At 61.3% G+C, this 25,267-nt stretch carries 20 protein-coding genes; 9 read left to right on the top strand and 11 right to left on the bottom strand.

Annotated elements, in window-relative coordinates; translation table 11 throughout:
* The 3 genes from D8U70_RS25140 to D8U70_RS25130 form a co-directional block, all read left to right on the top strand.
* Positions 1–384 (top strand): phosphoribosylformylglycinamidine synthase subunit PurQ (locus D8U70_RS25140; RefSeq protein WP_177433995.1); only part of this gene is annotated, 384 nt, incomplete at its 5' end.
* A 5-nt stretch (positions 385–389) separates the two neighbouring features.
* A complete protein-coding gene (locus tag D8U70_RS25135; protein WP_071174476.1) occupies positions 390–701 on the top strand; it encodes a YqfO family protein in 312 nt (103 codons plus the stop codon).
* An 829-nt stretch (positions 702–1,530) separates the two neighbouring features.
* Complete coding sequence (locus D8U70_RS25130) at positions 1,531–1,884, top strand: DUF6124 family protein (protein WP_016771557.1); 354 nt, start codon at positions 1,531–1,533, stop codon at positions 1,882–1,884.
* Positions 1,885–1,947: 63 nt separating this feature from the next.
* On the opposite strand, the gene D8U70_RS25125 is transcribed toward D8U70_RS25130, so the two are convergent.
* The 8 genes from D8U70_RS25125 to D8U70_RS25090 form a co-directional block, all read right to left on the bottom strand.
* Positions 1,948–7,665 (bottom strand): membrane-targeted effector domain-containing toxin, encoded by a 5,718-nt coding sequence (locus D8U70_RS25125; protein WP_130930004.1) that lies wholly within the window; start codon positions 7,663–7,665, stop codon positions 1,948–1,950.
* Positions 7,666–7,794: 129 nt separating this feature from the next.
* On the bottom strand, positions 7,795–9,510 hold the full coding sequence (gene nagE / locus D8U70_RS25120; RefSeq protein ID WP_130930003.1) for an N-acetylglucosamine-specific PTS transporter subunit IIBC: 1,716 nt from the start codon (positions 9,508–9,510) through the stop codon (positions 7,795–7,797).
* A gap of 23 nt (positions 9,511–9,533) precedes the next feature.
* Positions 9,534–12,047 carry a phosphoenolpyruvate--protein phosphotransferase gene (gene ptsP / locus D8U70_RS25115; protein WP_130930002.1) on the bottom strand — a complete coding sequence of 838 codons (2,514 nt, stop codon included), beginning with the start codon at positions 12,045–12,047 and terminating at the stop codon, positions 9,534–9,536.
* A gap of 34 nt (positions 12,048–12,081) precedes the next feature.
* Positions 12,082–13,104 carry an SIS domain-containing protein gene (locus D8U70_RS25110; RefSeq protein WP_095180442.1) on the bottom strand — a complete coding sequence of 341 codons (1,023 nt, stop codon included), beginning with the start codon at positions 13,102–13,104 and terminating at the stop codon, positions 12,082–12,084.
* On the bottom strand, positions 13,085–14,191 hold the full coding sequence (nagA, locus tag D8U70_RS25105; RefSeq protein ID WP_071174482.1) for an N-acetylglucosamine-6-phosphate deacetylase: 1,107 nt from the start codon (positions 14,189–14,191) through the stop codon (positions 13,085–13,087). Before nagA ends, D8U70_RS25110 begins: the two co-directional genes overlap by 20 nt.
* 24 nt (positions 14,192–14,215) lie before the next feature.
* A complete protein-coding gene (locus D8U70_RS25100) occupies positions 14,216–14,947 on the bottom strand; it encodes a GntR family transcriptional regulator (protein WP_122508289.1) in 732 nt (243 codons plus the stop codon).
* Between the two features lie 282 nt (positions 14,948–15,229).
* The gene (locus D8U70_RS25095; RefSeq protein WP_024011712.1) at positions 15,230–15,745 is read right to left on the bottom strand and encodes a L,D-transpeptidase family protein; all 516 of its coding nucleotides are present in this window, start codon (positions 15,743–15,745) and stop codon (positions 15,230–15,232) included.
* A gap of 76 nt (positions 15,746–15,821) precedes the next feature.
* Entirely contained in the window at positions 15,822–16,373 is a 552-nt protein-coding gene (locus D8U70_RS25090) for an NUDIX hydrolase (protein ID WP_016771548.1), read from the bottom strand.
* A gap of 147 nt (positions 16,374–16,520) precedes the next feature.
* Between D8U70_RS25090 and D8U70_RS25085 the strand changes: the two genes are divergently transcribed.
* From D8U70_RS25085 to purT, 5 genes are all read left to right on the top strand, one after another.
* Positions 16,521–17,120: a CoA pyrophosphatase gene (locus D8U70_RS25085; protein WP_016771547.1), complete on the top strand. Its 600-nt coding sequence runs from the start codon at positions 16,521–16,523 to the stop codon at positions 17,118–17,120.
* Positions 17,121–17,159: 39 nt separating this feature from the next.
* Positions 17,160–17,684 (top strand): gamma carbonic anhydrase family protein, encoded by a 525-nt coding sequence (locus D8U70_RS25080; RefSeq protein ID WP_016771546.1) that lies wholly within the window; start codon positions 17,160–17,162, stop codon positions 17,682–17,684.
* Positions 17,681–17,896 carry a DUF1289 domain-containing protein gene (locus tag D8U70_RS25075; RefSeq protein WP_039759143.1) on the top strand — a complete coding sequence of 72 codons (216 nt, stop codon included), beginning with the start codon at positions 17,681–17,683 and terminating at the stop codon, positions 17,894–17,896. The genes D8U70_RS25080 and D8U70_RS25075 overlap by 4 nt, the downstream gene beginning before the upstream one ends.
* Positions 17,897–18,051: 155 nt before the next feature.
* Positions 18,052–18,519, top strand: a complete 468-nt coding sequence (locus D8U70_RS25070; RefSeq protein WP_016771544.1) for a VUT family protein — start codon at positions 18,052–18,054, stop codon at positions 18,517–18,519.
* A gap of 100 nt (positions 18,520–18,619) precedes the next feature.
* Complete coding sequence (gene purT / locus D8U70_RS25065; protein ID WP_024011715.1) at positions 18,620–19,801, top strand: formate-dependent phosphoribosylglycinamide formyltransferase; 1,182 nt, start codon at positions 18,620–18,622, stop codon at positions 19,799–19,801.
* 118 nt (positions 19,802–19,919) lie between these two features.
* On the opposite strand, the gene D8U70_RS25060 is transcribed toward purT, so the two are convergent.
* From D8U70_RS25060 to ccsA, 3 genes are all read right to left on the bottom strand, one after another.
* Entirely contained in the window at positions 19,920–21,236 is a 1,317-nt protein-coding gene (locus D8U70_RS25060) for an MFS transporter (protein WP_041478199.1), read from the bottom strand.
* Between the two features lie 232 nt (positions 21,237–21,468).
* Positions 21,469–22,710: a CNNM domain-containing protein gene (locus D8U70_RS25050; protein ID WP_130930000.1), complete on the bottom strand. Its 1,242-nt coding sequence runs from the start codon at positions 22,708–22,710 to the stop codon at positions 21,469–21,471.
* 12 nt (positions 22,711–22,722) lie between these two features.
* Complete coding sequence (gene ccsA, locus D8U70_RS25045; protein ID WP_016771539.1) at positions 22,723–23,535, bottom strand: cytochrome c biogenesis protein CcsA; 813 nt, start codon at positions 23,533–23,535, stop codon at positions 22,723–22,725.
* A gap of 210 nt (positions 23,536–23,745) precedes the next feature.
* Here ccsA and ffh point away from each other — a divergent pair, with 210 nt between their 5' ends.
* A complete protein-coding gene (ffh, locus tag D8U70_RS25040) occupies positions 23,746–25,122 on the top strand; it encodes a signal recognition particle protein (protein WP_007967791.1) in 1,377 nt (458 codons plus the stop codon).
* Positions 25,123–25,267: the final 145 nt, after the last annotated feature.

Genomic DNA, 25,267 nt, shown 5'->3' with positions numbered 1-25,267 from the left:
GTGGCGATGGTGCAGATCCAGGAATCGAACTCGATCTTCCTGCAGGGCATGGCCGGTTCGCGCATGCCGATCGCCATCGCCCACGGTGAAGGGCATGCCGAGTTCGCCAGCGAAGAAGCACTGCTGGAAGCCGATCTGTCCGGTTGCGTGGCGATGCGTTTTGTCGACAACCACGGCAAGGTCACCGAAGCCTATCCGGCCAACCCGAACGGCTCGCCGCGCGGGATCACCGGCCTCACCAGCCGTGACGGCCGTGTGACGATCATGATGCCGCACCCGGAGCGTGTGTTCCGTGCGGTGCAGAACTCGTGGCGTTCGGAAGACTGGAACGAAGACGCGCCGTGGATGCGCATGTTCCGTAATGCTCGCGTGTGGGTTAACTGATCGTCGTGTACAAGTTGGCGTTTTTTGTTCCTGACAGTCATGTCGAGGTGGTCAAAGGGGCTGTGTTCGCTGCCGGTGGTGGGCGGGTCGGTGACTATGACCACTGTGCGTGGCAGGTGCTTGGCCTGGGCCAGTTTCGACCGTTGGACGGCAGTCAGCCGTTTATCGGTCAGGCGGGGCAGGTCGAGCGGGTTGAGGAATGGAAGGTTGAGCTTGTCGTTGCGGATGAGTTGATTGTGGCTGTTGTCGCGGCGTTGAAGCTCAGTCATCCGTATGAGACGCCGGCTTATGAGGTGTGGCGGCTGGAGGATTTCTGATCTTCTTGGCTGCTTGAACGGGAGACCCGCAGATGAGTGATTGTCTGCGGGTTTTTTGTTGGCTTGGTTTTATTTGGATTTGGGTGAATATCCGTTGCTTCGGGTGTGGCGGCTGGCGGTTTCGCCCTTACGGCGACTTACTTTTTTACAAGCGCCCCCCGTGTCAGCCTACCTGTCACCTCTGTTGATTGACTCAACCATTCATGGGGGCGAAGGTGTCTAGCAATGCCGAAGCGTTATGACGTCGCCGGTGGATCAAGATCAAGAGCAGGCGAGCTGACACTCGGCCTATTGAGTGGTGAAAAGCGTGGGTGTTCGGCTTTTGATTTGTGTTGTTGCTGCCCCTCACCCCAGCCCTCTCCCGAGGGAGAGGGGGCCGATTTTGTGTGGTTTGCAAATCCTGAGTTCAACTCGGACTTTCACGTCGGCGTACCTCGCCTGAACAACTCGGTCAGTCCCCTCTCCCTCTGGGAGAGGGCTAGGGTGAGGGTGGCGATCTGGAGTGTGTTTAAAGCGGTATCTGAGTTCGCAGAACCTTCCCACAAGGTTTTCAGGTTGTCCGTCGGACGTGCGATCTCTAGTCTTTTCCCGTCGCTGCTAATCAGCGATCGGGAGTGAGATCCCCGGATAGCTTGCAACTGGCGCCAGCACCACGATAATTGGCGCCAGCTCAATCTGCTGCCTGCTTTATGGCGGCTGTGTGCGGGCAGACTTCGGTCTGGCCGGTTGCCTGCTCCGGTGGATCTCACCTCGCACATAGCTGCCACCTATTCGCCGCGTGAGATCCGGCGATCGATGGCTGCCCATCAGCATCAGCAGGAGAAGCATTGTGGATAAAATCGTTCCCGATCCACCATACGAACCCACCCCCCTCGAACAAACCATCCGCGCCGACGACCTCGCGAAAAACCGCGAAGCGATCAAGCGCGCTCTGGATTTTTACCTGTGCCCACAGCCGAGCAAGGCGCGCCCGCCCGGCACCCTGTTTCTGATCCAGCCCGACGTCGACACCGAAACCCTGCTCGCCCACGCCTGTGAATCCCTCGCTTCAGCCAACACTCTGGCCAGTGATTTCGCCGATCAGTTGGGGCGACCGCAGCGCAATACGGCGCTGGCGATTCAGCAGATCATCATGCTCGCTGAGCTGGCGGTGAACCGTGCGCTGGATCGGGTTGATCCGTAGGCGTAAAAAAACCACCGGGCCGTTAAGCCCGGTGGTTTTCCACGACGTGCAATCGCGTGGATGTCACGTCACCTGTGTCAGCTTGACGTCCGTTACAAGCATGTCGACCAAGGTTCGCAGGTATTTGAAGCTCTGATCTTTTTTCCCCCAGCGATCAATGAAGAACAGACCTTTGTCATTGATCTGAATCGGCGTCTCAACGATCTCGCCGGACCTGGATCTATGCACCACACTGGCTTTGCGGGTATCTGCATTTTCGATCAGGAATTGGCCCTGTCGAGTCAGTCTGCTGCGACTGACAGACGGAGGCGCAGCAGGCTTTTTCGTGCCGGGGACGGCCACCTCCATCACAAAGTCGCTGCTCAAGGCCCTCACGTTGGCCTCGTGCTGGCCGCTGACAAATTCCCATGTACCGCGATGAATATCCCTGGCCAGCTCGGGGGCGGTGTCACGCACGTGCAGGCTGACGGCTGAAAGTGTATCGGCCAGACCTGGCACGCCGAGGTTGTAATTGGTGTGCGCACTGCCGATGAGGGCCACCCATTTATGCGGGCCGTTGGCCAGTTGATCAGCCTCGATCACTTGGGTTGCAAAATAGCTGAACATCTCGTTTCGCGAGACTGCTTTGTCATGCAGGCCCTTGAGGTGGTAGGACGCTGTGCAATCGATCGCTCTGATGCGGATGTTGTATTTGGCTGCTGCCTGGTAGAGCTCTGTGTAGGTATCGCTCCCACCGTAAGCGATCATGTGCCCCCGGTCCTGACGATGCAGGTACGCCTTCAGCCTGTCCGGCATACGTTGGGTTCGCAAAAAAATGTCGAGATCGGCCTGGTGCAGATCGGTGAACAGGTGCTCGACATACAACGTGTCATAGCCTGCTTTCTTGAGCGCTTTCATGTGCTTTTTCAGCAGCGCTTTGCTCGCTACATCGGCATGGGCTTCGCCGATCAGCAGATTCAAGCGTCCGTCGGCCAGCTGCCGCAAAAAAGCCTCGAATGTGCAGTCGGAGGTGAGCACCGGCAGGATCGGCGCATCGGGAGGGACGTAGTCGGTGAAAGCGTCTCTGGCGGTTTTTTCCAGGCGCTTGCGCTGGGCGATGAAAGCCTCGTAGGCCGTTCTTTCACTGGAGATCGTCGGGGTGTAATTCGAGTCCATGGAGTAGGGCTTATGCAACATTTCAGCGATATCGTCGCGCAGCGGCAAAGCCACATCGAAATCGCTGAAGTGATCAACGGCGCTAGCTGCGGCGGGCGGCCTGGAGACGGGTAGAGGTGCCTTGTAGGTGCTCGGCATCTGTACCAGGAAATCACCTTGCGCAGTCGCATCGCCGGCGATGGCGCCGGGTGTATCCCTGCTTATGCGTGCGGGTTGGTACAGGTCGATGTCTTCAACACGTATGGCTACGGCCTCGTGCAGGTCGGCCAGGCCCGGCGTGTTGTCGAACGTGGTCATGCGCGACTGCTCGGTCAGGGCAATCCAGCGCTCTTCGCCGATCTCGGCCATATCGGTGGCAAGCGCTTTGTGCGAATAGAAGTTTCTGATGGAGTTGTTTCGCGGAGTCAGCGGCGAGACCTCGGACATCACCATGATCCCTTCGAGTTTATAGCTGGCCGAGCCGTCTAGCGCATGGATGCTCATGCCTTTTTCCCGGGCCCTGCGCACCAGCGCCAGGTAAGAAAAAGCTGCGTCCGGCGCATACCCCATGGCTTTGTCGAGCGCCTTCAGATGTTTCTTGATATGAAACCAGGAGCCGTTCCTGTTGAGCTTTTCCAGTTTGAGATGAAACACGTCACCCGGCAGGTATTCGAGAAACAGATGCTTGTAGCCGTTCGCCACGAGGACGTCGAGATGCTCGATCAATAACTGTTTGCTGGCGATCGAACCAGGTTGTGCACCGATCACCAGGTTTTTTGCGGCGAATGCATCGCTGCCGATCAACTGTGCGAATGAGGTATTGGCGGCAACCGCCGGCACTTCGGCACGGGCGGGCAGCGGTGCGAGCCGGGCAAAATGGCGCGTGGCATCTTTGGTGAGTTTTTCGACCTGTTCCAGATAGGCTGTGCGTACATCGCTCAACTGATCGACCACCCGGGCCATGATGGTCTGCCGCGGGATACCCATGTCGCTCAGTTGCAGCAATGCCTCGCGCGATTGCGGAACCAGCAACGTTTCGACGCGCTCGCGGTAGTCGATCGCGACTCCATAATCTTTGTGCGGACCGGGTGTATCGGGCACAGCTTCGTATTTCGGTGCCCCGCCGGACAGGCCGCTGCGCACCATCACCCCGTCGGAATTGCGTACGGTCAGAATGCCGGTCGAAAGCAGTCCGGAGCCATTCGGATCCGGGCGATAGAGCAAATAACGGCCCAGCGCGTCCGGGTTGTTACTGGCGTAATACGACTGTCCTCTGAAAGCGACCGCCTGCATATCGTCCCAGACGGGTTCAGTGGCCATTTGATCGACCAATGCCAGAGCACTCTGTTGCTCATCGTCGGCAGCGGCGACAGCCTGACGCAACGGGCGCCGGACGGGCTTGAGTGACCGTAGCGCCGGACGCAGATCCGTCAGCACCGCGCCGGCACTGTTGAACAGATAACCGAGCAAGTGCCGGAATGCTTCGTTGTTGTTGCCCTGACGATAGGCATGCAGGGCGAGCATCGCGTCCTTGAAGGCCAGCAACAGGCCGGTGCTCAGGCTCAGCAGCGGGAAGGGCGCGGTGGCGATGGCCGCGACCCACTCAACGCTCGTCCAGATCAGGCCGGCGATCATTTCGCTACGACTGGTGGTGGTCGCGTGGACGTTGTCGATCCGCCGTTGCAGCTTCATGTCATAGAGCGCGGTAGGCAGGTCGCTGACGGCGTCAGCCGGTCGCATCGAGTCGTAGCGGGCGGGGCTGGGGGTGGTTTTGTTGAGGTCTTTGGGCAGCTTCTTGCGGATGTTGTCCAGGTGCGTGCGGACCCGGGTCTGGGCGCTGATACCCACGCGCGAGGTGAAGTACTCGACCATGCCCGATTGCAGCAGCAGATAATTGAACAGGCGCGCTTCACGAAAACGCACGCCGTCCGGCGCGTCCGGCGTATACAGCAGAACCGGATTACTGCCATGGCTGAACAGCCAGGTATCGATCACCCATTCGCCGTCGATCATCAACCGGTGGATCGGGTACTTCGTCCGCGTCTGCCCCGACGTTTGATCCATGCTGGTGATGCTTTGCTGGAGCCATTGCAGGTCGCTGCTGGCGATATGTCCTTGCAGCTGGCATTCCAGCGCGGCGCTTTGCATCTGGCGCTGAGTGATCGCCAGCGTCGCGTTGCGGCGGAACGCGTAGCCTTCGCTCTGGGAATTCTGCAGCTCCTTTTTGACTTTGTCGGTATAGCGTTGGCCGATCCATACCCCTGTGACCGAGCGCGCGACATTCTGCGCGGTCAGGCTGCTGATATCGATGCCTTGCGGACCTCTGAAGCGCGCCGAGCGTGAGAATTTCTGCTCGAGAAAACCCACGCCGTCGGCATAGCCGTCGCGATACAGCCGGGTATAGGTCAACGGCTCTGGTGTCCATGAGGGCACGATCGATTTTGGCGAGTAGGCCCAGACGGTGTCAGGATCGACGTCATTGGCCGGACGTTTGAGCAAGCGGTTCAGGCTGAGCTTCGCTTGCTCGTGCACGTAGGCGTCAAATGTCTGGAAACGCCCGCCCGACAGCGGATGTTGCTTGAATGCGAGCAGTGCACCCTCGGCGTCGTCGCTCAACGTCGTCAGTTGTCGGCGATTGGCCGCAGTGGTCGAGCGGTACCACACCGGTGTACTGAAATCATAATCATCGATGCGTGTGGCGAGCATGTGTTCAGCCATCGCTTTGAGGCAATCGAGATGGTTGCCGAGGTGATCGAAAGTCACCTTCTGGTGCTCCGCTGCTTCCGGCTTGAAGCTCAGCCCCGACAAGACTTTGCGCAGAGCAGGACGAAAGCGCATCGGTGCGCGGCTGACCAGGTAACCGGCCATGGTTTGGGCGGCGTCACTCTGCTTGGCCCACGACAACACATGGGCCTGACATTCGCGCTCACTGTCAAAGGCCTCGAACTGGCGATCGCGTGGGGCTTGTGGCGTGCATAGCAGAACGCGTTTGAGCGCACCGGACTGATCGTTCTGACGCAGCACCCAAAGGTCTTGGAGTTGCGCACCGTGCAAGCACAGCGTGGCGGCGCGCAACTGTGAATCGCTGCCGCTGCGCAGGCGCTGGATCATCTGCAGGTCGCTGTCGAGCAGGTGCCCTTGCAGCGCTGCGGTGTGGGCGAGCGCGACGATGCGCTGATCGAGCATTTGCTCAATGGCAGGTTTGATCGCGGAGCTTGCCTGCATCTGCGTTTGCAAACGTGCGAAGTCGACTCGCGGTTCCAGCTCCAGTGCCTGCTTGATCACCCAGGCGGGCGTCACGTCCGCGTACTCGTCGGCTAGCGGCAGGTCGTTGTAAGTCAGCCGGGTGTGGCTGAGAAACTCCGAGCCTGGCAACTCATCGCCGGTGTGCGGGCCGCGCAGGGTCAGCTCGAGCAGGTTGCGCTTGTGCACATATACGCCGTATCCCGGTACCCGCCGGTCGGTGGTGATTTGCAGGTTGTCTGGTTGCAGATCGTCGATTTGCAGATCATCACTCAGACGCTCCAGCCATTGCTGGCGGGCCACGGCCATCAGACTGACCGCCGGGCCCATGAGGTCAAGCAGGTTTTGCCGGGCCTGATTGTAATTGCCCAGGTGCAACGCCAGTTCGGCCCGCTTGGCGGCGTCGGCGCTGCGGTACCAGTCCGGGGCGCTGTTGCGCAGGTGCCGTTCGAACAGAGTTTGTGCCTGAAGGGCCAGACGCGGAGTGAGATCCGGCAGCGCAGCGCCGATGGCGCGCTCCAGCTCGGCGATCAAGCGAGCGGGATCCTGCTGCGGGTTAGCGGCGAAACTCAGTGCATATTCGATATCCAGGGTGCGTTTTTCGATCAAGGCATCGTAGATGTGTTCGAACAGCGGTTGGCTGTCGATGGGCGCCAGCTGCAATGGCCAGATTCCTGCTGTACCGACATCGTGGTAGCGGCTGGGCAGCAGCTGCATCAACTCGCTACGGCTGATGCTGTGCTTCATGGTCTCGAGCAGATGGGCATCGAGATCAGCCAGCGAATTGAACAGCTCCAGGCCCCTGGCGGGCGTGAACAACACGACGAAACCCGCGCTCTGGTCGGTCAGCAGATCGCTGACTTTCGGGGTGTCGTTTTGCGTAACGACAAAGGCCCCGGCGAGCTCGACAGTGGTTTGCTGATAAGTGAACTGCAACGCATACATGGCCGGACGCAACAGCGGGCCCAGCGCCAGTTTCTTCATCAGCTCACCAGCCTGCGGGTGCAACAGGCGATCCTTGACGGCTTGTTGCGCCTCGTACTCGAGCGCGGTGAAACCGGCGTCGTATTTAAGGAAGGTTTTTGCCGGTTTGCCGTCGATCTGGTCACGCAGATCCATGTTGATCAGTTGCGTGCTGAGGCGCACCTTCAGCGTGGCGATCAGTTGCTTGCCTGCCTCGCTTTGCAGGTCGCTGGTTGCCAGCGCCTGATAGAGCGCGCGACTGCGTTGCAGGTAGCCGTCGCGATAGGTTTTCAGCTGCTCTTCGAGGCGTTTGAGATGGGCCTGCTCGGTGCTCGGTTTGTGCTCGGGCAGCAGCGGGGTTTCGGTGTTGAAGAGCAGACGGCCGATCTGGTTGAGATCGTTTTTGATCTCATCGGGTGTGGGTGCGTTGGGGGTGCTCATGGGCACGATTTCCATGCTGGGGATGAAGGGCCAGCATGGCGAGCGGGGCGTGGAGGAGGGTGGTATCCATGTATCGTGCGCGGGCCGGATTTTCCCCGCCCGCTCCAGCCCTCCCGTTACCCGCGCAGATCAAACCTGCGCGCTGACCTCCCCGCGACTCAGCAATGCCTCGATCGCCCCGCTCAAACTCGCGGCCTTGTCCCCCACCAGCAAATGCCAGACGCCACCGTCCAACTGGCTGACACCCAGACAGCCGAGCGCTTTGAGCTGCGCATCGGATAACACCTTGGCATCGGCCAGTTGCAGGCGAATGCGGGTCATGGCGATGCAATCGAGTTGCAGCACGTTGTCGCGACCGCCCAGTGCATCCAGCCATTGCTGCGCCTCGTTGCGGGTAAGCGCAACGCTCTTCGGCTCATCGGTAATGACTGCGGTTTCCACCAACGCTGTTCGGCCCAGCGCAGGCATGGCCAAGCGAATTTCATCGGCAATGCTGTCAGCCAACGGCCCGACCACGACCTGCAAGCTGCCGCCCTTGCCCGGGCGCACCACCGCCATCGCGCCCAGCGCTTTCAGCTCGGCATCCGAGGCCTTGTTGCGATCGACCATCTCCAGGCGCAGTCGGGTCGTGCAGGCGCCGACGGTGAGCAGATTCTCGGCGCCGCCCAAGGCTTTGATATACGCACTGGCGCGTTCGGTTTCCGAGAGCACGGCTTTTTCGGCGCTGGCGACGTCTTCGCGCCCCGGCGTCTTCAGGTTGAAACGACGGATACAGAAGTCGAAAACCAGGTAATAAATGACCGCGTAAGCCAGCCCGACCGGCACCACCAGCCAGCCATTGGTCGACTTGCCCCAGCCGAGAATCATGTCGATGAAGCCACCGGAAAAGGTGAAGCCCAGATGAATGTTCAGGCCGTTGGTGATCGCCATCGACAGCCCGGTCAGCAGCGCGTGCAGGAGGAACAGCAGCGGCGCGAGAAACATGAAGGCGAATTCGATCGGCTCGGTCACACCGGTGAGAAACGAGGTCAGCGCCATCGACAGGAAGATCCCGCCCATCACCTTGCGCCGCTCCGGCAGTGCGTTGCGGTACATCGCCAGGCAGGCGGCGGGCAGGCCGAAGACCATCATCGGGAACATGCCGGTCATGAACTGGCCGCCCTTCGGATCGCCGGCAAAATATCGCGACAGATCGCCGGTCACCAAGGCGCCCGTGGTCGGGTCGGTGAAGTTGCCGAAGACGAACCACGCCATGTTGTTGAGGATGTGGTGCAGGCCGGTGACGATCAGCAGGCGGTTGAACACGCCGAAGACGAAGGCGCCGATGCTGCCGCTTTCCATCATCAGCGCGCCGAACGCGTTGATGCCCTGCTGGATCGGCGGCCAGATATAGCCGAACAGCACGCCCAGACCCACCGCCGCGAACCCGGTGACGATCGGCACAAAACGCCGGCCACCGAAGAACGCCAGATACTCCGGCAGCTTGATGTCCTTGAAGCGGTTGTACAGCGCGCCGGCCATCAGGCCGCTGACGATCCCGGCGAGCATGCCCATGTTGATCGTCGAGTCGAGCACCTTGAGCGTGGAGATCATCACCAGATAACCGATCACCCCGGCCAGGCCGGCGGTGCCGTTGTTGTCCTTGGCGAAACCGACGGCGATGCCGATGGCAAAGATCATCGCCAGGTTGGCGAAGATCACTTGTCCGGCATCGTGAATGATCGCGATGTTCAACAGGTCCGTGTCGCCCAGGCGCAGCAGCAGGCCGGCAATCGGCAGGATCGCGATCGGCAGCATCAGCGCGCGGCCCAGGCGTTGCAGGCCTTCGATGAAGAGTTGGTACATGGCGTTTGTCCTTTTTGTTTTTGTTAGCGCAGAGGCCAATGTTGATGACAGGCGTGGCGAACGGCGGCGGCGCTGGACAGCTTGAGCAGGTCGCGGCTCAGGCGCTGACATTCGGCTTCATGCAACTGACGTACGCGGTCCTTGATTTCACCGATCTGCACCGGGCTCACCGACAGTTCAGTGACGCCGAGGCCGATCAACACCGGCGTGGCCAGCGGGTCGGAGGCGAGGGCGCCGCAGACACCGACCCAGCGCTTGTGCACCGCCGCGCCTTCGCAGGTCATGGCGATCAGGCGCAGCAACGCCGGGTGCAGGGCATCGACCCGCGCCGCCAGCCCGGCGTGGTCGCGGTCCATGGCCAGGGTGTATTGCGACAGATCGTTGGTGCCGATCGAGAGAAAGTCGGCGTGTTCGGCCAGTTGTTCGGCTTGCAGCGCGGCGGCGGGGACTTCGATCATCACGCCGATTTCCGGGCGCTCGGTAATGCCCAGCTCAAGGCGCAAGGCATCGACGCGCTGGCGGATGTGCAGCAGCTCGTCGACCTCGGTGACCATCGGCAACAGAATCCGGCAACGCGACAACGGCTTGACCTGCAGCAGCGCGCGCAGTTGCTGATCGAGAATGTCCGGCCGCGCCTGGGCCAGCCGAATGCCGCGCAGACCGAGCACCGGGTTGGCTTCGGCCGGCAGTGGCAGGTAGTCGAGTTGCTTGTCGCCGCCGACGTCGATGGTGCGGATGATCACTGGCTTGTCGCCCATGGCATCGATGACCGCTTGATAGGCGCTGCGCTGTTCTTCGACGTCGGGTGCAGTCTGGCGATCAACGAAGAGAAACTCGGTGCGCAACAGGCCTACACCATCAGCACCGTTGGCAAATGCGTCTGCCGCTTCGTTGCTTGAGGCGACATTGGCGACCACTTCGATGTGCACTCCATTGCGCGTTTCAACGGGCAAATGGGCTTTGGCCTGTTGGCTGTCGCGACGCTGCTGGCGCTGGATTTGTGCCTGTTGCACGTCGGCCAGGCGTTGCGCATTCGGGGTCAGTTCGAGACGACCGCCGTCAGCGTCGAGCACCACGGCCTGATCTTGCGGTTGCTCTAGCAATTGCGCGCCCAAAGCCACGAGGCACGGCAAGCCTTTGCCGCGCGCCAGAATCGCTACGTGCGAGGTCGCGCCGCCTTCGGCCATGCACAACCCGGCGACACCTTGCGCGCTGAGTTGCAGCAGATCCGATGGCGTCAGTTCATGGGCGGCAACGATAGCGTTGGCCGGCACCTGGTATTGCCAGGCCTCGCCAAGCAGGGCACGCAGCACGCGTTGCTTGAGGTCGCGCAAATCGTTGGCCCGTTCGGCCAGCAGCGGACTGCCGGTGCCTTGCAGCATGTCGCACTGCGTGTCGATCGACTGACTCCAGGCGTGCGTCGCAGCGGTGCCTTGCGCGATGAATTGCTGCGCGGCGTCGAGCAGGGCCGGGTCTTCGAGCAGCGCCATGTGTGCGGCGAAGATCGCTTCTTCGTCGGCGTTCTTGTGCTTTTTCGCCTGGGCGAGGGTGGCGGCGATTTCGCTGCGCACCGCGTTCAATGCCTTTTCAAGCGTCTGCTGCTGTTGCACTGGATCGTGATGGCCCGTATCCGCCGGCAAGGTGATCGCGTTCAAGCGAAACAACGGCCCGGCGACCAGCCCTGGCGCGGCGCAAACACCATGCAACACCCCAGCCTCGGCCGGACGTTTCAGCGCGGCTGGGGTGGTCGGCGCTTGCGCGTGATGATCGTCCGGCAGCGCCGTGGCCAATGCGCTGAGCAGAGCTTGCAATGCGGCATCGGCGTCCGGCCCCTGACAACTGACCTGCACCTCATCCTGCTCACCAATCGCCAGCCCCATCAAACCGATCAGACTGTTGCACGGCGCCGATTTGCCGTTGAAGTGCAGCTGTGAGTGGCTGCTGAACCCCTGGGCGGTCTGGCGGATCAGCGCAGCGGGGCGCGCATGCAAGCCGCCGCGATGAGCGACCTGCACTTGACCACGAACCTCAGGCCCGCCGCTTGTATCGGTATTCGCCGCCACCACATTGCGCGCGATGATGTGCAGCAACGGCTCGCCGACTTTCACCGCTTTGAGGGTGATCGGCCGCACCTGAAAATCCGCGCTGTTGGTCAGGATCAACAGGCTGACCAGGCTTTTGCAGTGCTGGCCGACCTTGTCCAGGTCATAGCGCAGCAGCGGCTGACCGAGGCTGACGCGATCGCTTTCCTTGACCAGCATGGCGAAACCTTCGCCGTTAAGTTCAACGGTGTCGAGGCCCAGATGCAGGAGGATTTCCGCACCGTTGTCGGCGCGCACGGTCACCGCGTGGCTGCTGCGGGCAACGTGGATGACCACGCCGGCGCAGGGCGAATACAGCGTGTCGTTGAGCGGGTCGATGGCGATGCCGTCGCCCATCGCGCCACTGGCGAACACCGCGTCCGGGACGTTGGCGAGCGTCAGCACCGGGCCGCTGAGCGGGGCGCTGAGGGTCAGCTCTTTATTGTTGTCGGGCATGGCTGGGTCTCATCAGGTGTGCAGTCAGTCGGACTTAATGCGTGCGGGTCACTTTGCTCAAATGGCGCGGCTGATCCGGGTCCATGCCCCGCGCCACGGCCAGGCCTGCGGCCATCACGTAAAAGCTCTGGATCGCCAGAATCGGGTCGAGGGCCGGGTGTTCGGCGCGGGTCAAGGTCAGGTCGCGTTCGTTGACGTCATCTGGCGCGGCGAGCAAGACCCGGGCGCCGCGCTGGCGCATTTCCGCCGCCAGGCTCAGCAGGCCGGCCTGCTCGGCACCGCGCGGGGCGAAAACCAGCAGCGGATAGTGTTCGTCGATCAGTGCCATCGGCCCATGACGGACTTCGGCACTGCTGAACGCTTCGGCCTGAATCGCCGAGGTTTCCTTGAACTTCAGCGCCGCTTCCTGGGCAATCGCGAAACCGGCGCCACGGCCGATCACCATCAGGCGCTCGCAATCGCGCAGGGCCTCGATGGCCACGCTCCAGTCCTGTTTCGCCGCTTCGCGCAGGCCTTCTGGCAGCGCATCGTGGGCTTGCAGCAATTCGCTGTCCTCTTTCCAGTGCGCGATCAAACGCGCGCTGGCGCTGAGAGTGGCGATAAAGCTTTTGGTCGCGGCGACGCTGCTTTCAGTCCCGGCAAGCAGCGGCAGGCTGAATTCACACGCTGCCTCCAGTGGCGAGTCGGCAGCGTTAACCATCGACACGCTCAGCGCGCCACGCTTGCGCAACAGGCGCAGGCTGTTGACCAGATCCGGGCTCTGTCCCGACTGCGAAAACGCAAAGGCGACCTGACCGCTGACTTTCAGTGGCGCCTGCTGCATGGTCACCACCGACATCGGCAACGAGGCCACCGGCACGCCCAGTTGCTGCATGGTCAGGTAGGCGAAGTAGCTCGCCGCGTGGTCGGAACTGCCACGGGCGACGGTCATCGCCACTTGCGGTGGCTGCCGGCGCAGACGCCCGGCGATCTCGATCATCGGCGCGTCGAGCTGTTGCAGTTGGGCTTGCACGGCCTCGAACGAGGACAGCGCCTCTTCAAGCATTTTTGAAGTCAATGTCTTCTCCTTCGACCATGACGGCGGTCAGTGTGAGTGAGCGATCGAGCCGCACGCAGTCGGCCCAGGCGCCGGGGGCAAGGCGCCCGCGTTCGGTGATGCCGAGGTAGTCGGCGGGAAATTGCGACAGACGCTGCGAGGCTTCGGCGATCGGCAAACCGATCTTGACCAGATTGCGCAGGGCCTGATCCATGGTCAGGGTGCTGCCGGCCAGCGTGCCGTCGGGCAGGCGCACGCCGCCCAGGCATTTGGTCACGGTGTGGCTGCCAAGCTTGTATTCACCGTCGGGCATGCCGGCGGCGGCGGTCGAATCGGTGACGCAATACAGGCACGGGATCGAACGCAGGGCCACGCGGATGGCGCCGGGATGCACGTGCAGCAGATCGGGAATCAGCTCGGCGTATTTGGCGTGGGCCAGTGCTGCGCCGACGATGCCCGGCTCGCGGTGATGCAGCGGGCTCATGGCGTTGTAGAGGTGGGTGAAACTGCTGGCACCGGCAGCCAGCGCGGCCACGCCTTCCTCGTAGCTGCCGAGGGTGTGCCCGATCTGCATGCGGATGCCCCGACTGCTCAGCTCACGGATCAACGCATCGTGACCGGCGATTTCCGGGGCAATGGTGATGACGCGGATCGGCGCCAGCGCCAGATATTCTTCGACTTCGGCCATCAATGCGGTGTGGGCGAAGTTCGGTTGAGCGCCGAGTTTTCCCGGGTTGATGTACGGGCCTTCAAGGTGCACGCCGAGAACACGCGCGGCGCCTTTCGGACGCTGTTCGCAGAATTGTCCTACCTCTTTCAGGACATTTGAGATCTCCGCACTCGGCGCAGTCATTGTCGTGGCCAACAGCGAAGTGGTGCCGAAACGCACGTGGGTTTTGCTGATGGTTTCGAAGGCTTCGGCGCCTTCCATGATGTCTTTGCCACCGCCGCCATGCACATGCAGGTCGATGAAACCCGGCAGCAGATAGGGCAGATCGTTAGTGGCCGGGTCGCAGGGCACGCCTTCGATCGACACGACCTTGCCGTGTTCGTGAATCAGCCGGCCGCGAACCCAGCCGCTGGCGGTGAGGATGTTGTCTTCGGACATTTTCGTTCTCGCTTGGGGCCGCGCTCAGCGGCGCAGCTCTGCAACAAAGTCGTAGTAGTCGTTGCGGCAATAGGTGTCGGTGACTTCGATCGGCGTGTTGTCTTCCAGATAGCCGACCCGGGTCATCAGCAGCATGGCGGTGCCGGGGGCGATGCCGACCAGTGCGGCGAATTCGTCCGAGGCGTTGATTGCCTGGATGTGCTGAAGGGCGCGGACGATCGGTTTGCCGATGCCGTCGAGGTATTCGTAAAGCGAATCGCCCACCGCTTGCGGCCTGGGCATGATCGAGGCGGGCAGGGTGCTCATTTCGATCGCCATGACCGTGTCATCGGCTTTGCGCAGGCGCTTCATGCGCGCCACCTTGTCATTCGGCGACAGGCCGAGGCGGATCAATTCTTCGTGGGTCGGCAGGGTGATCTCCCGCTCCAGCCATTTCGAGCTCGGCACGAAACCTTTCAGGCGCAGCATTTCGCTGAAGCCGGACAGACGCGACAGCGGTTGTTCCAGGCGTGGGGTGATGAACGTGCCCGAGCCTTGCAGGCGGCGGATCAGGCCTTGCTCGAGCAAAACTTCCAAAGCCTTGCGTGCGGTGACCCGGGAGATGCCGAGCTGGTCGCTGAGGTTGCGCTCGGACGGCATCGCCTGTTCGGCCTTCCACTGCCCGGCATGAATCGCCGCTTCCAGATTGCGCGCCAGTTGCAAGTACAGCGGCGTCGGCTGGGAATCGTCGGGACGTAGGGGCTGGAGGTCGTTCATGTAGGTCGTTTCCGTCGCGAGTATAGGATTGTTGTGGCTCGCTTGTGCGACGGAAGCTAATACCACTTGAATACCATGTCAACGCGATGAACTGGCGTCTGGCCCAATGGATTGGCGGGTTTCAGGGGGCAGTGTTTAAAGTGGTATTAGTGATGGCCTATAAAAAGCAAAAGATCGCAGCCTGCGACAGCTTCTACAGTTGAGAGTGGTATCACCCCTGTAGGCGCTGTCGCAGGCTGCGATCTTTTGATTTATTTTTTTTGCGGTGACCAGCGGTCGAGGTTACGGACGAATCTCGATCATCGTGCCGTCCGGTACCAGATTCCACACTTCACGCATGTCGACGTTGCGCATGGCGATGCAGCCGTCGGTCCAGTCGAGGGTGTGGAACAACTGCTCAGGATTGTCTGCCGAATCCGGAGTGCCGTGGATCATGATCATCCCGCCGGGCTCGACGCCTTCACGACGCGCGCGGGCGGCATCGCTGATGTTCGGGTAGGAAATGTGCATCGACAGGTTGAATTTGTCGCTGGTCTTGCGCCAGTCGATCCAATAGAAACCTTCGGGTGTGCGTTTGTCACCCTCGATCAGTTTCGGGCCTTTCTTCGCGCCCTTGCCCAAGGAGATGCGATAGGTCTTCAGCGGCTTGCCGTCGGCAATCAACTGCAGTTGGTGGGCCGATTTCAGTACCAGGACTTTTTCGATCAGTGGAGTGTTCGAGGGCGTCACGGTGGTCACGAATGACGCTTGCGAAACGCTGACGAACGAAAGGCACAACAGGGCAAGCAACCAACGCATTGAAACGATTCCCCAAGAATGACGCAGACACATATTGATAGATGCAGGTGTGGTTATCGGCAGGGTGCCGCGAAGCTCAAGTGATCGCCGGCTGCACCAGTGGCGGAATCGACTCCGAACGCACCGGGTAAACCTCGCTGCGCCGATCCGCAAAGAAGCATTCCAGCGTGCGCCCGACCGTGCGGAAAGCCAGCTCGTCCCAGGGAATGTCGGCTTCTTCGAACAGCTGCACTTCAAGGCTTTCCGGCCCGGCCGCATACTGCAGATCGGCCAGTTCGGCGCGGAAGAACACATGCACCTGGCTGATGTGCGGCACGTCGATCAGCGTGTAGATGCTCAGGTTGCGCACCCGGGCGCAGGCTTCTTCGGCGGTTTCGCGGATGGCGGCCTGCTCGATGGTCTCGCCGTTTTCCATGAAACCGGCAGGTAGCGTCCAGTAACCGAGACGCGGCTCGATGGCGCGGCGGCAGAGCAGCACTTTCGTCCCCCAGGTCGGCACGCAACCGGCGACGATATTGGGGTTCTGGTAGTGAATGGTCTGACAGCTGTCGCAGACAAATCGCAGCCGCGAGTCGCCTTCGGGAATGCGCTGGGTGACCGGGTTACCGCAGTGGCTGCAAAATTTCATGCTCGGGTTCCTGAATGCTGCGCCTATCTTGGCGTGCAGCGGGGCCGGTCGGCAAGTTGTCGTTTCGCGACACGACGGGTTTCGGGGGCTTGGGCGCTCGCTTTGATTGGTGCATGATGCGGAGCAAGGCACCGATCGAGAACACTCATGCTGGACGAGCTACTGCATAGGGTAAGCAACCACACACCGCGCACGCTGGAGACCGACGCACGTTTTCCCGAAGCCGCCGTGCTGGTGCCGATCACCCGCAGTGACGAACCGGAACTGGTCCTGACCCTGCGCGCCAGCGGGCTTTCGACCCATGGCGGCGAGGTCGCCTTCCCCGGAGGGCGACGCGACCCGGAAGATCCGGACCTCATATTCACCGCGCTGCGCGAAGCCGAAGAAGAGATCGGCCTGCCACCGGGTCTGGTCGAAGTCATCGGCCCGCTGAGTCCGCTGATCTCCCTGCACGGCATCAAGGTAACGCCGTATGTCGGCGTGATTCCCGACTTTGTCGAATACCAGCCCAATGATGCCGAGATCGCCGCCGTCTTCAGCGTGCCGCTGGAATTCTTCCGCAAGGACCCGCGTGAGCATACCCATCGCATCGATTATCAGGGCCGCAGTTGGTACGTGCCGAGCTATCGCTTCGGCGAGTACAAGATCTGGGGCCTGACGGCGATCATGATCGTCGAGTTGATCAACCTGCTCTATGACGCCAAAATCAGCCTGCACCGACCGCCGAAAAGCTTTATCGATACCTGAGCCGTCGTTCGAACGGCCGTGAGCCCTGAGGAAAACAAGATGAAATACCGCCTGGGCGACGCCCGTGTCGAAACCCATCCACAGAGCTGGGTCGCGCCCAATGCCGTGCTGGTGGGCAAGGTTCGCCTGGAAGAGGGCGCCAACGTCTGGTTCAACGCTGTGTTGCGCGGCGACAACGAACTGATCCTCATCGGCAAGAACAGCAACGTGCAGGACGGTACGGTGATGCACACCGACATGGGCTATCCACTGACCATCGGTACCGGCGTGACCATCGGCCACAACGCCATGCTCCACGGCTGCACGGTCGGCGATTACAGCCTGATCGGTATCAACGCGGTGATTCTCAACGGCGCGAAGATCGGCAAGAACTGCATCATCGGCGCCAATTCGCTGATCGGCGAAGGCAAGGAAATTCCCGACGGTTCGCTGGTGATGGGCTCGCCGGGCAAGGTCGTGCGTGAACTGACCGAGGCGCAAAAGAAGATGCTCGAAGCCAGCGCCGCGCACTATGTGCATAACTCGCAGCGTTACGCCCGCGATCTGGTCGAGCAGGAACAATGACGACTGTTGAACGACCCGTCGCCTCGCCGTGCGTGAATATTTGCGCGCTGGATGAAGATGACGTTTGTACCGGATGCCAGCGCACGGTCGCGGAGATCACCCGCTGGGGCCGCATGAACAATGACGAGCGCCGCGTGGTGCTGGGGTTGTGTCATGAACGGGCGAAGGCGAGTGGATTGGTCTGGATGATTCCCGCGAAGTCAGGCGTCTGAACCACCGCTTTCGCGAGCAGGCTCGCTCCCACCTTGAAAATGCATTCCACTGTGGGAGCGAGCCTGCTCGCGAAGACGTCGGTCCTGTCACCGCACCTATTGGCGCAATACCAGCGCTCAAGTAACCTGTGCGCCAAATCGACAGGCCGCCCCCCATGATCTTCCTCATCGCCTACATCAGCAGCGTCGTGCTGATCAACTTCGCCTTTTCCACCGCACCGCACCTGGACATCATCTGGTCGGCCTGGGGCGGCCTGGTGTTCGTGCTGCGCGACATGGTGCAAACGCGCTTCGGTCATGGCGCGATCGTGGCGATGCTGGCGGCGCTGGTGCTCTCCTACATCACGTCCGACCCATCCATCGCGCTGGCCAGCGCCACGGCGTTCGCGGTCTCCGAGTGCATCGACTGGCTGGTGTTCAGCATCACCAAGCGGCCGTTGCGCGACCGTCTGTGGATCAGTTCGGCGCTGAGCATTCCACTGGATACCTTCATCTTCTTCGGCATGATCGACGCCTTGACGCCGCCGGTGATCATCACCGCGCTGGCCTCCAAGTTCGCCGGCGTCACCGCCGTCTGGCTGATCATGGCCTGGCGTGATCGCAAACAGGCTGTCGCCAGCTGAAGCCAAACCCTCGGGTTCATGTAAAATGCCGCGCTTTCTCCCCATGGAAAGCGCACCTGCGTGGCTTTCCTCGATGATCCGCTTCCTTTGAGGACCTGAGATGACCCGTATCGGAACTCCATTGTCGCCAACCGCGACCCGCGTATTGCTGTGTGGCTGTGGTGAGTTGGGCAAGGAAGTGGTAATCGAACTGCAGCGCCTGGGCGTTGAAGTGATTGCCGTCGACCGCTACGCCAACGCGCCGGCCATGCAAGTCGCCCATCGCAGCCACGTGATCAACATGCTCGACGGTGCCGCTCTGCGTGCAGTGATCGAAGCCGAGAAGCCGCACTTCATCGTGCCGGAAATCGAAGCCATCGCTACCGCCACGCTGGTCGAGCTGGAAGCCGAAGGCTTCACCGTGATTCCGACCGCGCGTGCGGCGCAGCTGACAATGAACCGCGAAGGCATCCGTCGTCTGGCTGCCGAAGAGCTGGATCTGCCGACCTCGCCGTACCACTTTGCCGACACCTTCGAGGACTACAGCAAAGCCGTTCAGGACCTGGGTTTCCCTTGCGTGGTCAAGCCAGTGATGAGTTCGTCAGGCAAGGGCCAAAGCCTGCTGCGCAGCGCCGATGATGTGCAGAAGGCCTGGGATTACGCGCAAGAGGGCGGTCGCGCCGGCAAAGGTCGGGTGATCATCGAAGGCTTCATCGACTTTGACTACGAAATCACCCTGCTGACCGTGCGCCACATTGGCGGCACCACGTTCTGCGCACCGGTCGGCCACCGTCAGGAGAAAGGCGACTATCAGGAATCCTGGCAGCCGCAGGCCATGAGCCCGATTGCTCTGGCTGAATCCGAGCGCGTTGCCAAAGCAGTCACTGAAGCACTGGGTGGCCGTGGTCTGTTCGGCGTCGAGCTGTTCATCAAAGGTGATCAGGTGTGGTTCAGCGAAGTCTCGCCACGGCCGCATGACACCGGTCTGGTCACGCTGATTTCTCAGGACCTGTCGCAATTCGCCCTGCATGCCCGCGCCATTCTCGGTCTGCCGGTACCGCTGATCCGTCAGTTCGGCCCGTCGGCGTCGGCAGTGATTCTGGTTGAAGGCCAGTCGACCCAGACTGCATTCGCCAATCTGGGCGCTGCGCTGAGCGAGCCGGACACCGCGCTGCGTCTGTTCGGCAAGCCGGAAGTGAACGGTCAGCGCCGCATGGGCGTGGCGCTGGCCCGTGATGAGTCGATCGAGGCCGCACGTGCCAAGGCGACCCGTGCGTCGCAGGCGGTTGTTGTCGAGCTGTAAACCGGGTCGCGGCAGCTATTCGCGAGCAGGCTCGCTCCCACATGGGACTGGGTGAACACAGAATCTGTGACCAATCCCAAAACCCTGTGGGAGCGGGCTTGCCCGCGATAGCGATCTGTCAGGCAACCTGATTCAGATCGTTATTGCGCGTCTCCTTCAAGCACAGCACCGCAATCAGACTCAACACCGCCGCCGCCGACACATACCCGCCGACATAGCTCAACCCACCCATCGCCACCAGTTTCTGCGCAAAGAACGGCGCCGCCGAGGCCCCGACGATCCCGCCCAGGTTGTACGCCGCTGAAGCGCCGGTATAACGCACGTGGGTTGGAAACAGCTCAGGCAAAAGCGCGCCCATCGGTGCGAATGTCACGCCCATCAAAAACAGCTCGATGCACAGAAACAGCGCCACGCCCCAGGTCGAGCCCTGCGTCAGCAACGGTTCCATCAGGAATCCGGACAGAATCGCCAGCACGCCTCCGATGATCAGCACCGGTTTGCGCCCGTAACGGTCGCTGGCCCAAGCGGATAATGGCGTCGCGGCGGCCATGAACAACACAGCAAAGCACAGCAGGCCGAGGAACGTTTCGCGGCTATAACCCAGCGTGGCCACGCCGTAGCTCAGGGAAAACACCGTCGAGATATAGAACAGCGCATAGCACACCACCATCGCCGCCGCCCCGAGCAGGGTCGGCGCCCAGTATTGGCTGAACAACTCCACCAGCGGCACTTTCACTCGCTCCTGACGGGCGATCGCATTGGCGAACACTGGCGTTTCATGCAATTTCAGGCGCACATACAGGCCGACCATCACCAGCGCCGCGCTGAGCAGAAACGGAATGCGCCAGCCCCAGCTGCGGAACTGTTCATCATCCAGGGTCATCGCAAGGGTCAGGAACAGACCGTTGGCCGCAAGAAAACCAATCGATGGGCCGAGCTGCGGGAACATGCCGAACCAGGCGCGTTTGCCCTTCGGCGCGTTTTCCGTAGCCAGCAGCGCCGCACCGCCCCATTCGCCGCCAAGGCCCAGGCCCTGACCGAAGCGCAGCACGCACAGGAGAATCGGCGCCCAGGCACCAATGCTGTCGTAGCCCGGCAACACGCCAATCAAGGTGGTGCACACGCCCATCAACAGCAGCGAGGCGACCAGCGTCGACTTGCGCCCGATGCGGTCGCCGAAGTGGCCAAACAGTGCCGAACCCAGTGGTCGGGCGAGGAAGGCAATGCCGAAAGTGAGAAAAGCGGAAAGCATCTGCGCCGTGCCGGAGGTCTGCGGAAAGAACACTGGTCCGATCACCAGTGCCGCAGCAGTGGCGTAAACGTAGAAGTCGTAGAACTCGATGGCGGTGCCGATGAAGCTTGCCGTGGCCACGCGGGTGGCGGAATTGGTCGGCTGGGCAGGCGCGGTTTCGCTGTAAGCGGTATGGGTCGTCATGCGGTGATCCCTGACAGTCATGAGCTCCAGTGGAGCGAATTATTATGGTCGAACACCCAGGGATGTGGGGTAGGGCGCGAGCGCTGTTTCGAGTAGGAACAGTCGTCGGTTTGCAGCGGAAACAGTCAGGATCCGGGCAGTGCCGGGTAGGCACAGGGATCGACGGCGCTTGGGTAAGCGCCTCGATTATAGGAAGGGGGCTAACGATCAAACAAGCGCAAACAATGCAGCTTTATCGAGCAGGCATCAGAGCAGGCACCGATGAGGTCAGCCAGATCAACACCTTGCTCACCCGGTTCTCCTCGGTCTCGAGGATTTCCAGTCGATAACGCCCGATCTTCAGGCACACCGCGCTTTCCGGAATGGTTTCCAGCGCTTCGGTGACCAGGCCGTTCAGGGTCTTTGGCCCGTCGCTCGGCAGATGCCAGCCCAGGCACTTGTTCAGGTCGCGGATCGACGCGGCGCCATCAATCAACATACGCCCGTCGGCCTGGGGATGAATGTGCGGATTGTCGAGGCTGTGCTCGCTTTCGAATTCGCCGACGATTTCTTCGAGAATGTCTTCAAGGGTGACGATGCCCAGCACTTCACCGTACTCGTCCACGACCATGCCGAGACGGCGTTGCTGCTTGTGGAAGTTCAGCAGTTGCAGTTGCAGCGGCGTGCTTTCCGGGACGAAGTAGGGCTCGTAGCTGGCGGCCAGCAGCGCCTCGCGGGTCAATCCGCCGTTGCTCAGCAAATGGCCGATCTGGCGGGTGTTGAGCACCGCTTCGACCTGATTGATGTCGCTGTGAAACACCGGCAGACGCGTGCGCTTGTTCTCGCGCAGTTGCTCGATGATCTCTTCGATCGAATCGTCGAGGTTGATGCCGTCGACATCACTGCGCGGCACCAGAATGTCATTGACCGTGATGTTGTCCAGCGCATGAATGCCCGATACCGGATGGCTGCGGACCGGATGCTCGTGATCCTCATCGTGATCGGTCGGCAACTCGTCCTCGCTCTGTTGCACCACCTGAGCCTTGCGCGTGAACGGGGTTATCAACAAAGCGCTGACCCGGCTGAACAGCCACGCGAACGGGTAGACGATTTTCATCGGCACGGTCAGCAGGGCATTGCCGAACGCCAGCACAGCGTCGGGATAGCGCCGAGCCACTGTGCGCGGGAAATAATCAGCGAACACCAACAGGATGCCACCGGCGCCAAGGCAGGCCGCCCACGGGCCGTTTTCTTCGCAGAGGAAAATCGCCAGCAGCGTCGCGATGATCACTGCGAGGGCGCGGCACAGGGTGTTGCAGAGGATCAGGCTGTCGAGCGGGAAGCTCAGCTTCGCCAGCGGTTTATCGCTGGCGCGCGAGGCGATACGTTGCGCGAGCAAGTGTTGCTGCGCGGTTTCGACGGCGGTAAACAGCCCTGACCATAAAATCAGCAGGACAAATACCGCGAGCATCGGCCCTATGGGCAAACCGTCCATTTATGCCGCCCGTCAGATGTGCAGAATGTATTCACGAACCAGTTTGCTGCCGAAGTACGCCAGCATCAGCAGGCAGAAACCGGCGAGGGTCCAGCGAATTGCCTTGTGGCCGCGCCAGCCCAGACGGTTGCGGCCCCACAACAGCACGCTGAAGACGATCCATGCCAGACAGGCCAGCAGGGTCTTGTGCACCAGATGCTGAGCGAACAGGTTCTCGACGAACAGCCAGCCGGAAATCAGCGACAGCGACAGCAGCGTCCAGCCGGCCCAGAGAAAGCCGAACAGCAGGCTTTCCATGGTTTGCAGGGGCGGGAAGTTCTTGATCAGCCCGGACGGGTGCTTGTGCTTGAGTTGATGGTCCTGAACCAGCAGCAGCAACGCCTGGAACACGGCGATGGTGAACATGCCGTAGGCGAGGATCGACAATAGAATGTGCGCGAGGATGCCCGGCTCTTCATCGATGATCTGTACCGTGCCGGTCGGTGCGAACTGCGCCAGCAATACCGTGATCGCCCCCAGCGGGAACAGCAGCACCAGCAGGTTTTCCACCGGGATCCGTGAACAGGCGAGCAGAGTCAGGGCAATCACCGCAGCAGCGATCAGACTGGACGCACTGAAGAAGTCCAGGCCAAGGCCGATCGGGGTCAATAGATGTGTAAGCAGGCTGGCGCCGTGGGCGAGCACGGCGAAGACGCCGAGGCTGACCAGCAGGCGCTTGTTCGCCTTGGCGCCGGTGGCCAGGCGGGTGCTTTGATAGACGGTCGCAGCGGCATAGAGCAGGGCGGCGGCGAGGGTGGTCAGCAAACTGGGTGACAAGGGGAGCATAAATCCTGTTAGGCGAGCCCGAAAGGCGCTGAGTTTGGCATAGAACCGCCACGGCACGAAAGACTCCGCAAGCTGACGGCGAGGTGTCCGCCAGCCGCAGTCTTCGCTATAATCCGCGACCTGCCCACGCCGCAGGCTCGCCGAGCACATGTTGATTCCGGTCTGGGCCGCCATTATCCCGGTTCGTACAGGGCCTGAAAGGATCGCGCAATGTTTGAAAACTTAACCGACCGTCTCTCGCAGACGCTGCGCCATGTCACCGGCAAGGCCAAGCTGACCGAGGACAATATCAAAGACACCCTGCGTGAAGTGCGCATGGCGTTGCTCGAAGCTGACGTCGCACTGCCGGTGGTCAAGGACTTCGTCAATTCGGTCAAGGAGCGCGCTGTCGGCACCGAGGTGTCGCGCAGCCTGACGCCGGGCCAGGCGTTCGTGAAGATCGTCCAGGCCGAGCTCGAAAGCCTGATGGGCGCGGCCAACGAAGACCTCAACCTGAGTGCCGTTCCGCCAGCCGTGATTCTGATGGCCGGTCTGCAGGGCGCGGGTAAAACCACCACTGCCGGCAAACTGGCGCGCTTTCTTAAAGAGCGCAAGAAGAAGTCGGTCATGGTTGTTTCGGCGGACATCTACCGTCCGGCGGCGATCAAGCAGCTGGAAACCCTGGCCAACGACATCGGCGTGACGTTCTTCCCGTCCGACCTGAGCCAGAAGCCGGTCGACATCGCCAACGCAGCTATTAAAGAAGCCAAACTGAAATTCATCGACGTGGTCATCGTCGACACCGCCGGTCGTCTGCACATCGACGAAGAGATGATGGGCGAGATCAAGGCGCTGCACGCCGCGATCAACCCGGTCGAAACCCTGTTCGTGGTCGACGCCATGACCGGTCAGGACGCCGCCAACACGGCCAAGGCCTTTGGCGATGCGCTGCCGTTGACCGGTGTGATCCTGACCAAGGTCGACGGCGACGCCCGTGGCGGTGCCGCGCTGTCGGTGCGCGCCATTACCGGCAAGCCGATCAAGTTCATCGGTATGGGCGAGAAGAGCGAAGCGCTCGATCCGTTCCACCCTGAGCGTATCGCCTCGCGGATCCTCGGCATGGGCGACGTGCTCAGCCTGATCGAACAGGCCGAAGCGACGCTGGACAAGGACAAGGCCGACAAACTGGCCAAGAAGCTGAAGAAGGGCAAGGGTTTCGACCTCGAAGACTTCCGCGATCAGCTGCAACAAATGAAGAACATGGGCGGCCTCGGCGGCCTCATGGACAAACTGCCGAGCATCGGCGGGGTCAACCTGTCGCAGATGGGCAATGCCCAGAACGCCGCAGAGAAGCAGTTCAAGCAGATGGAAGCCATCATCAATTCCATGACCCCGGCCGAGCGCCGCGACCCTGAGCTGATCAGCGGTTCGCGCAAGCGCCGGATCGCCATGGGTTCCGGCACGCAGGTGCAGGACATCGGCCGCTTGATCAAGCAGCACAAGCAGATGCAGAAGATGATGAAGAAATTCACCGCCAAGGGCGGTATGGCAAAAATGATGCGCGGCATGGGCGGTATGTTGCCCGGCGGCGGCATGCCGAAAATGTAAAGACTTCGCCGGTCGTCGCACCGGCGCAGACCCTGCAAGGACGCAGGATCAACAGCAAACCCGCACTCGGCGGGAGCTGACTGGCCGTTTTTATCGACGGCTCTCTATGCAAATCTGCACGGCATGCCATGGGCGCCGGAAAAAG

The sequence above is a fragment of the Pseudomonas sp. Sample_20 genome (assembly GCF_004307585.1).
Classification (GTDB): domain Bacteria; phylum Pseudomonadota; class Gammaproteobacteria; order Pseudomonadales; family Pseudomonadaceae; genus Aquipseudomonas; species Aquipseudomonas atacamensis.
Note: the sequence above shows the minus strand (reverse complement) of the source record. Positions and strands in the feature narration are given on the sequence as shown.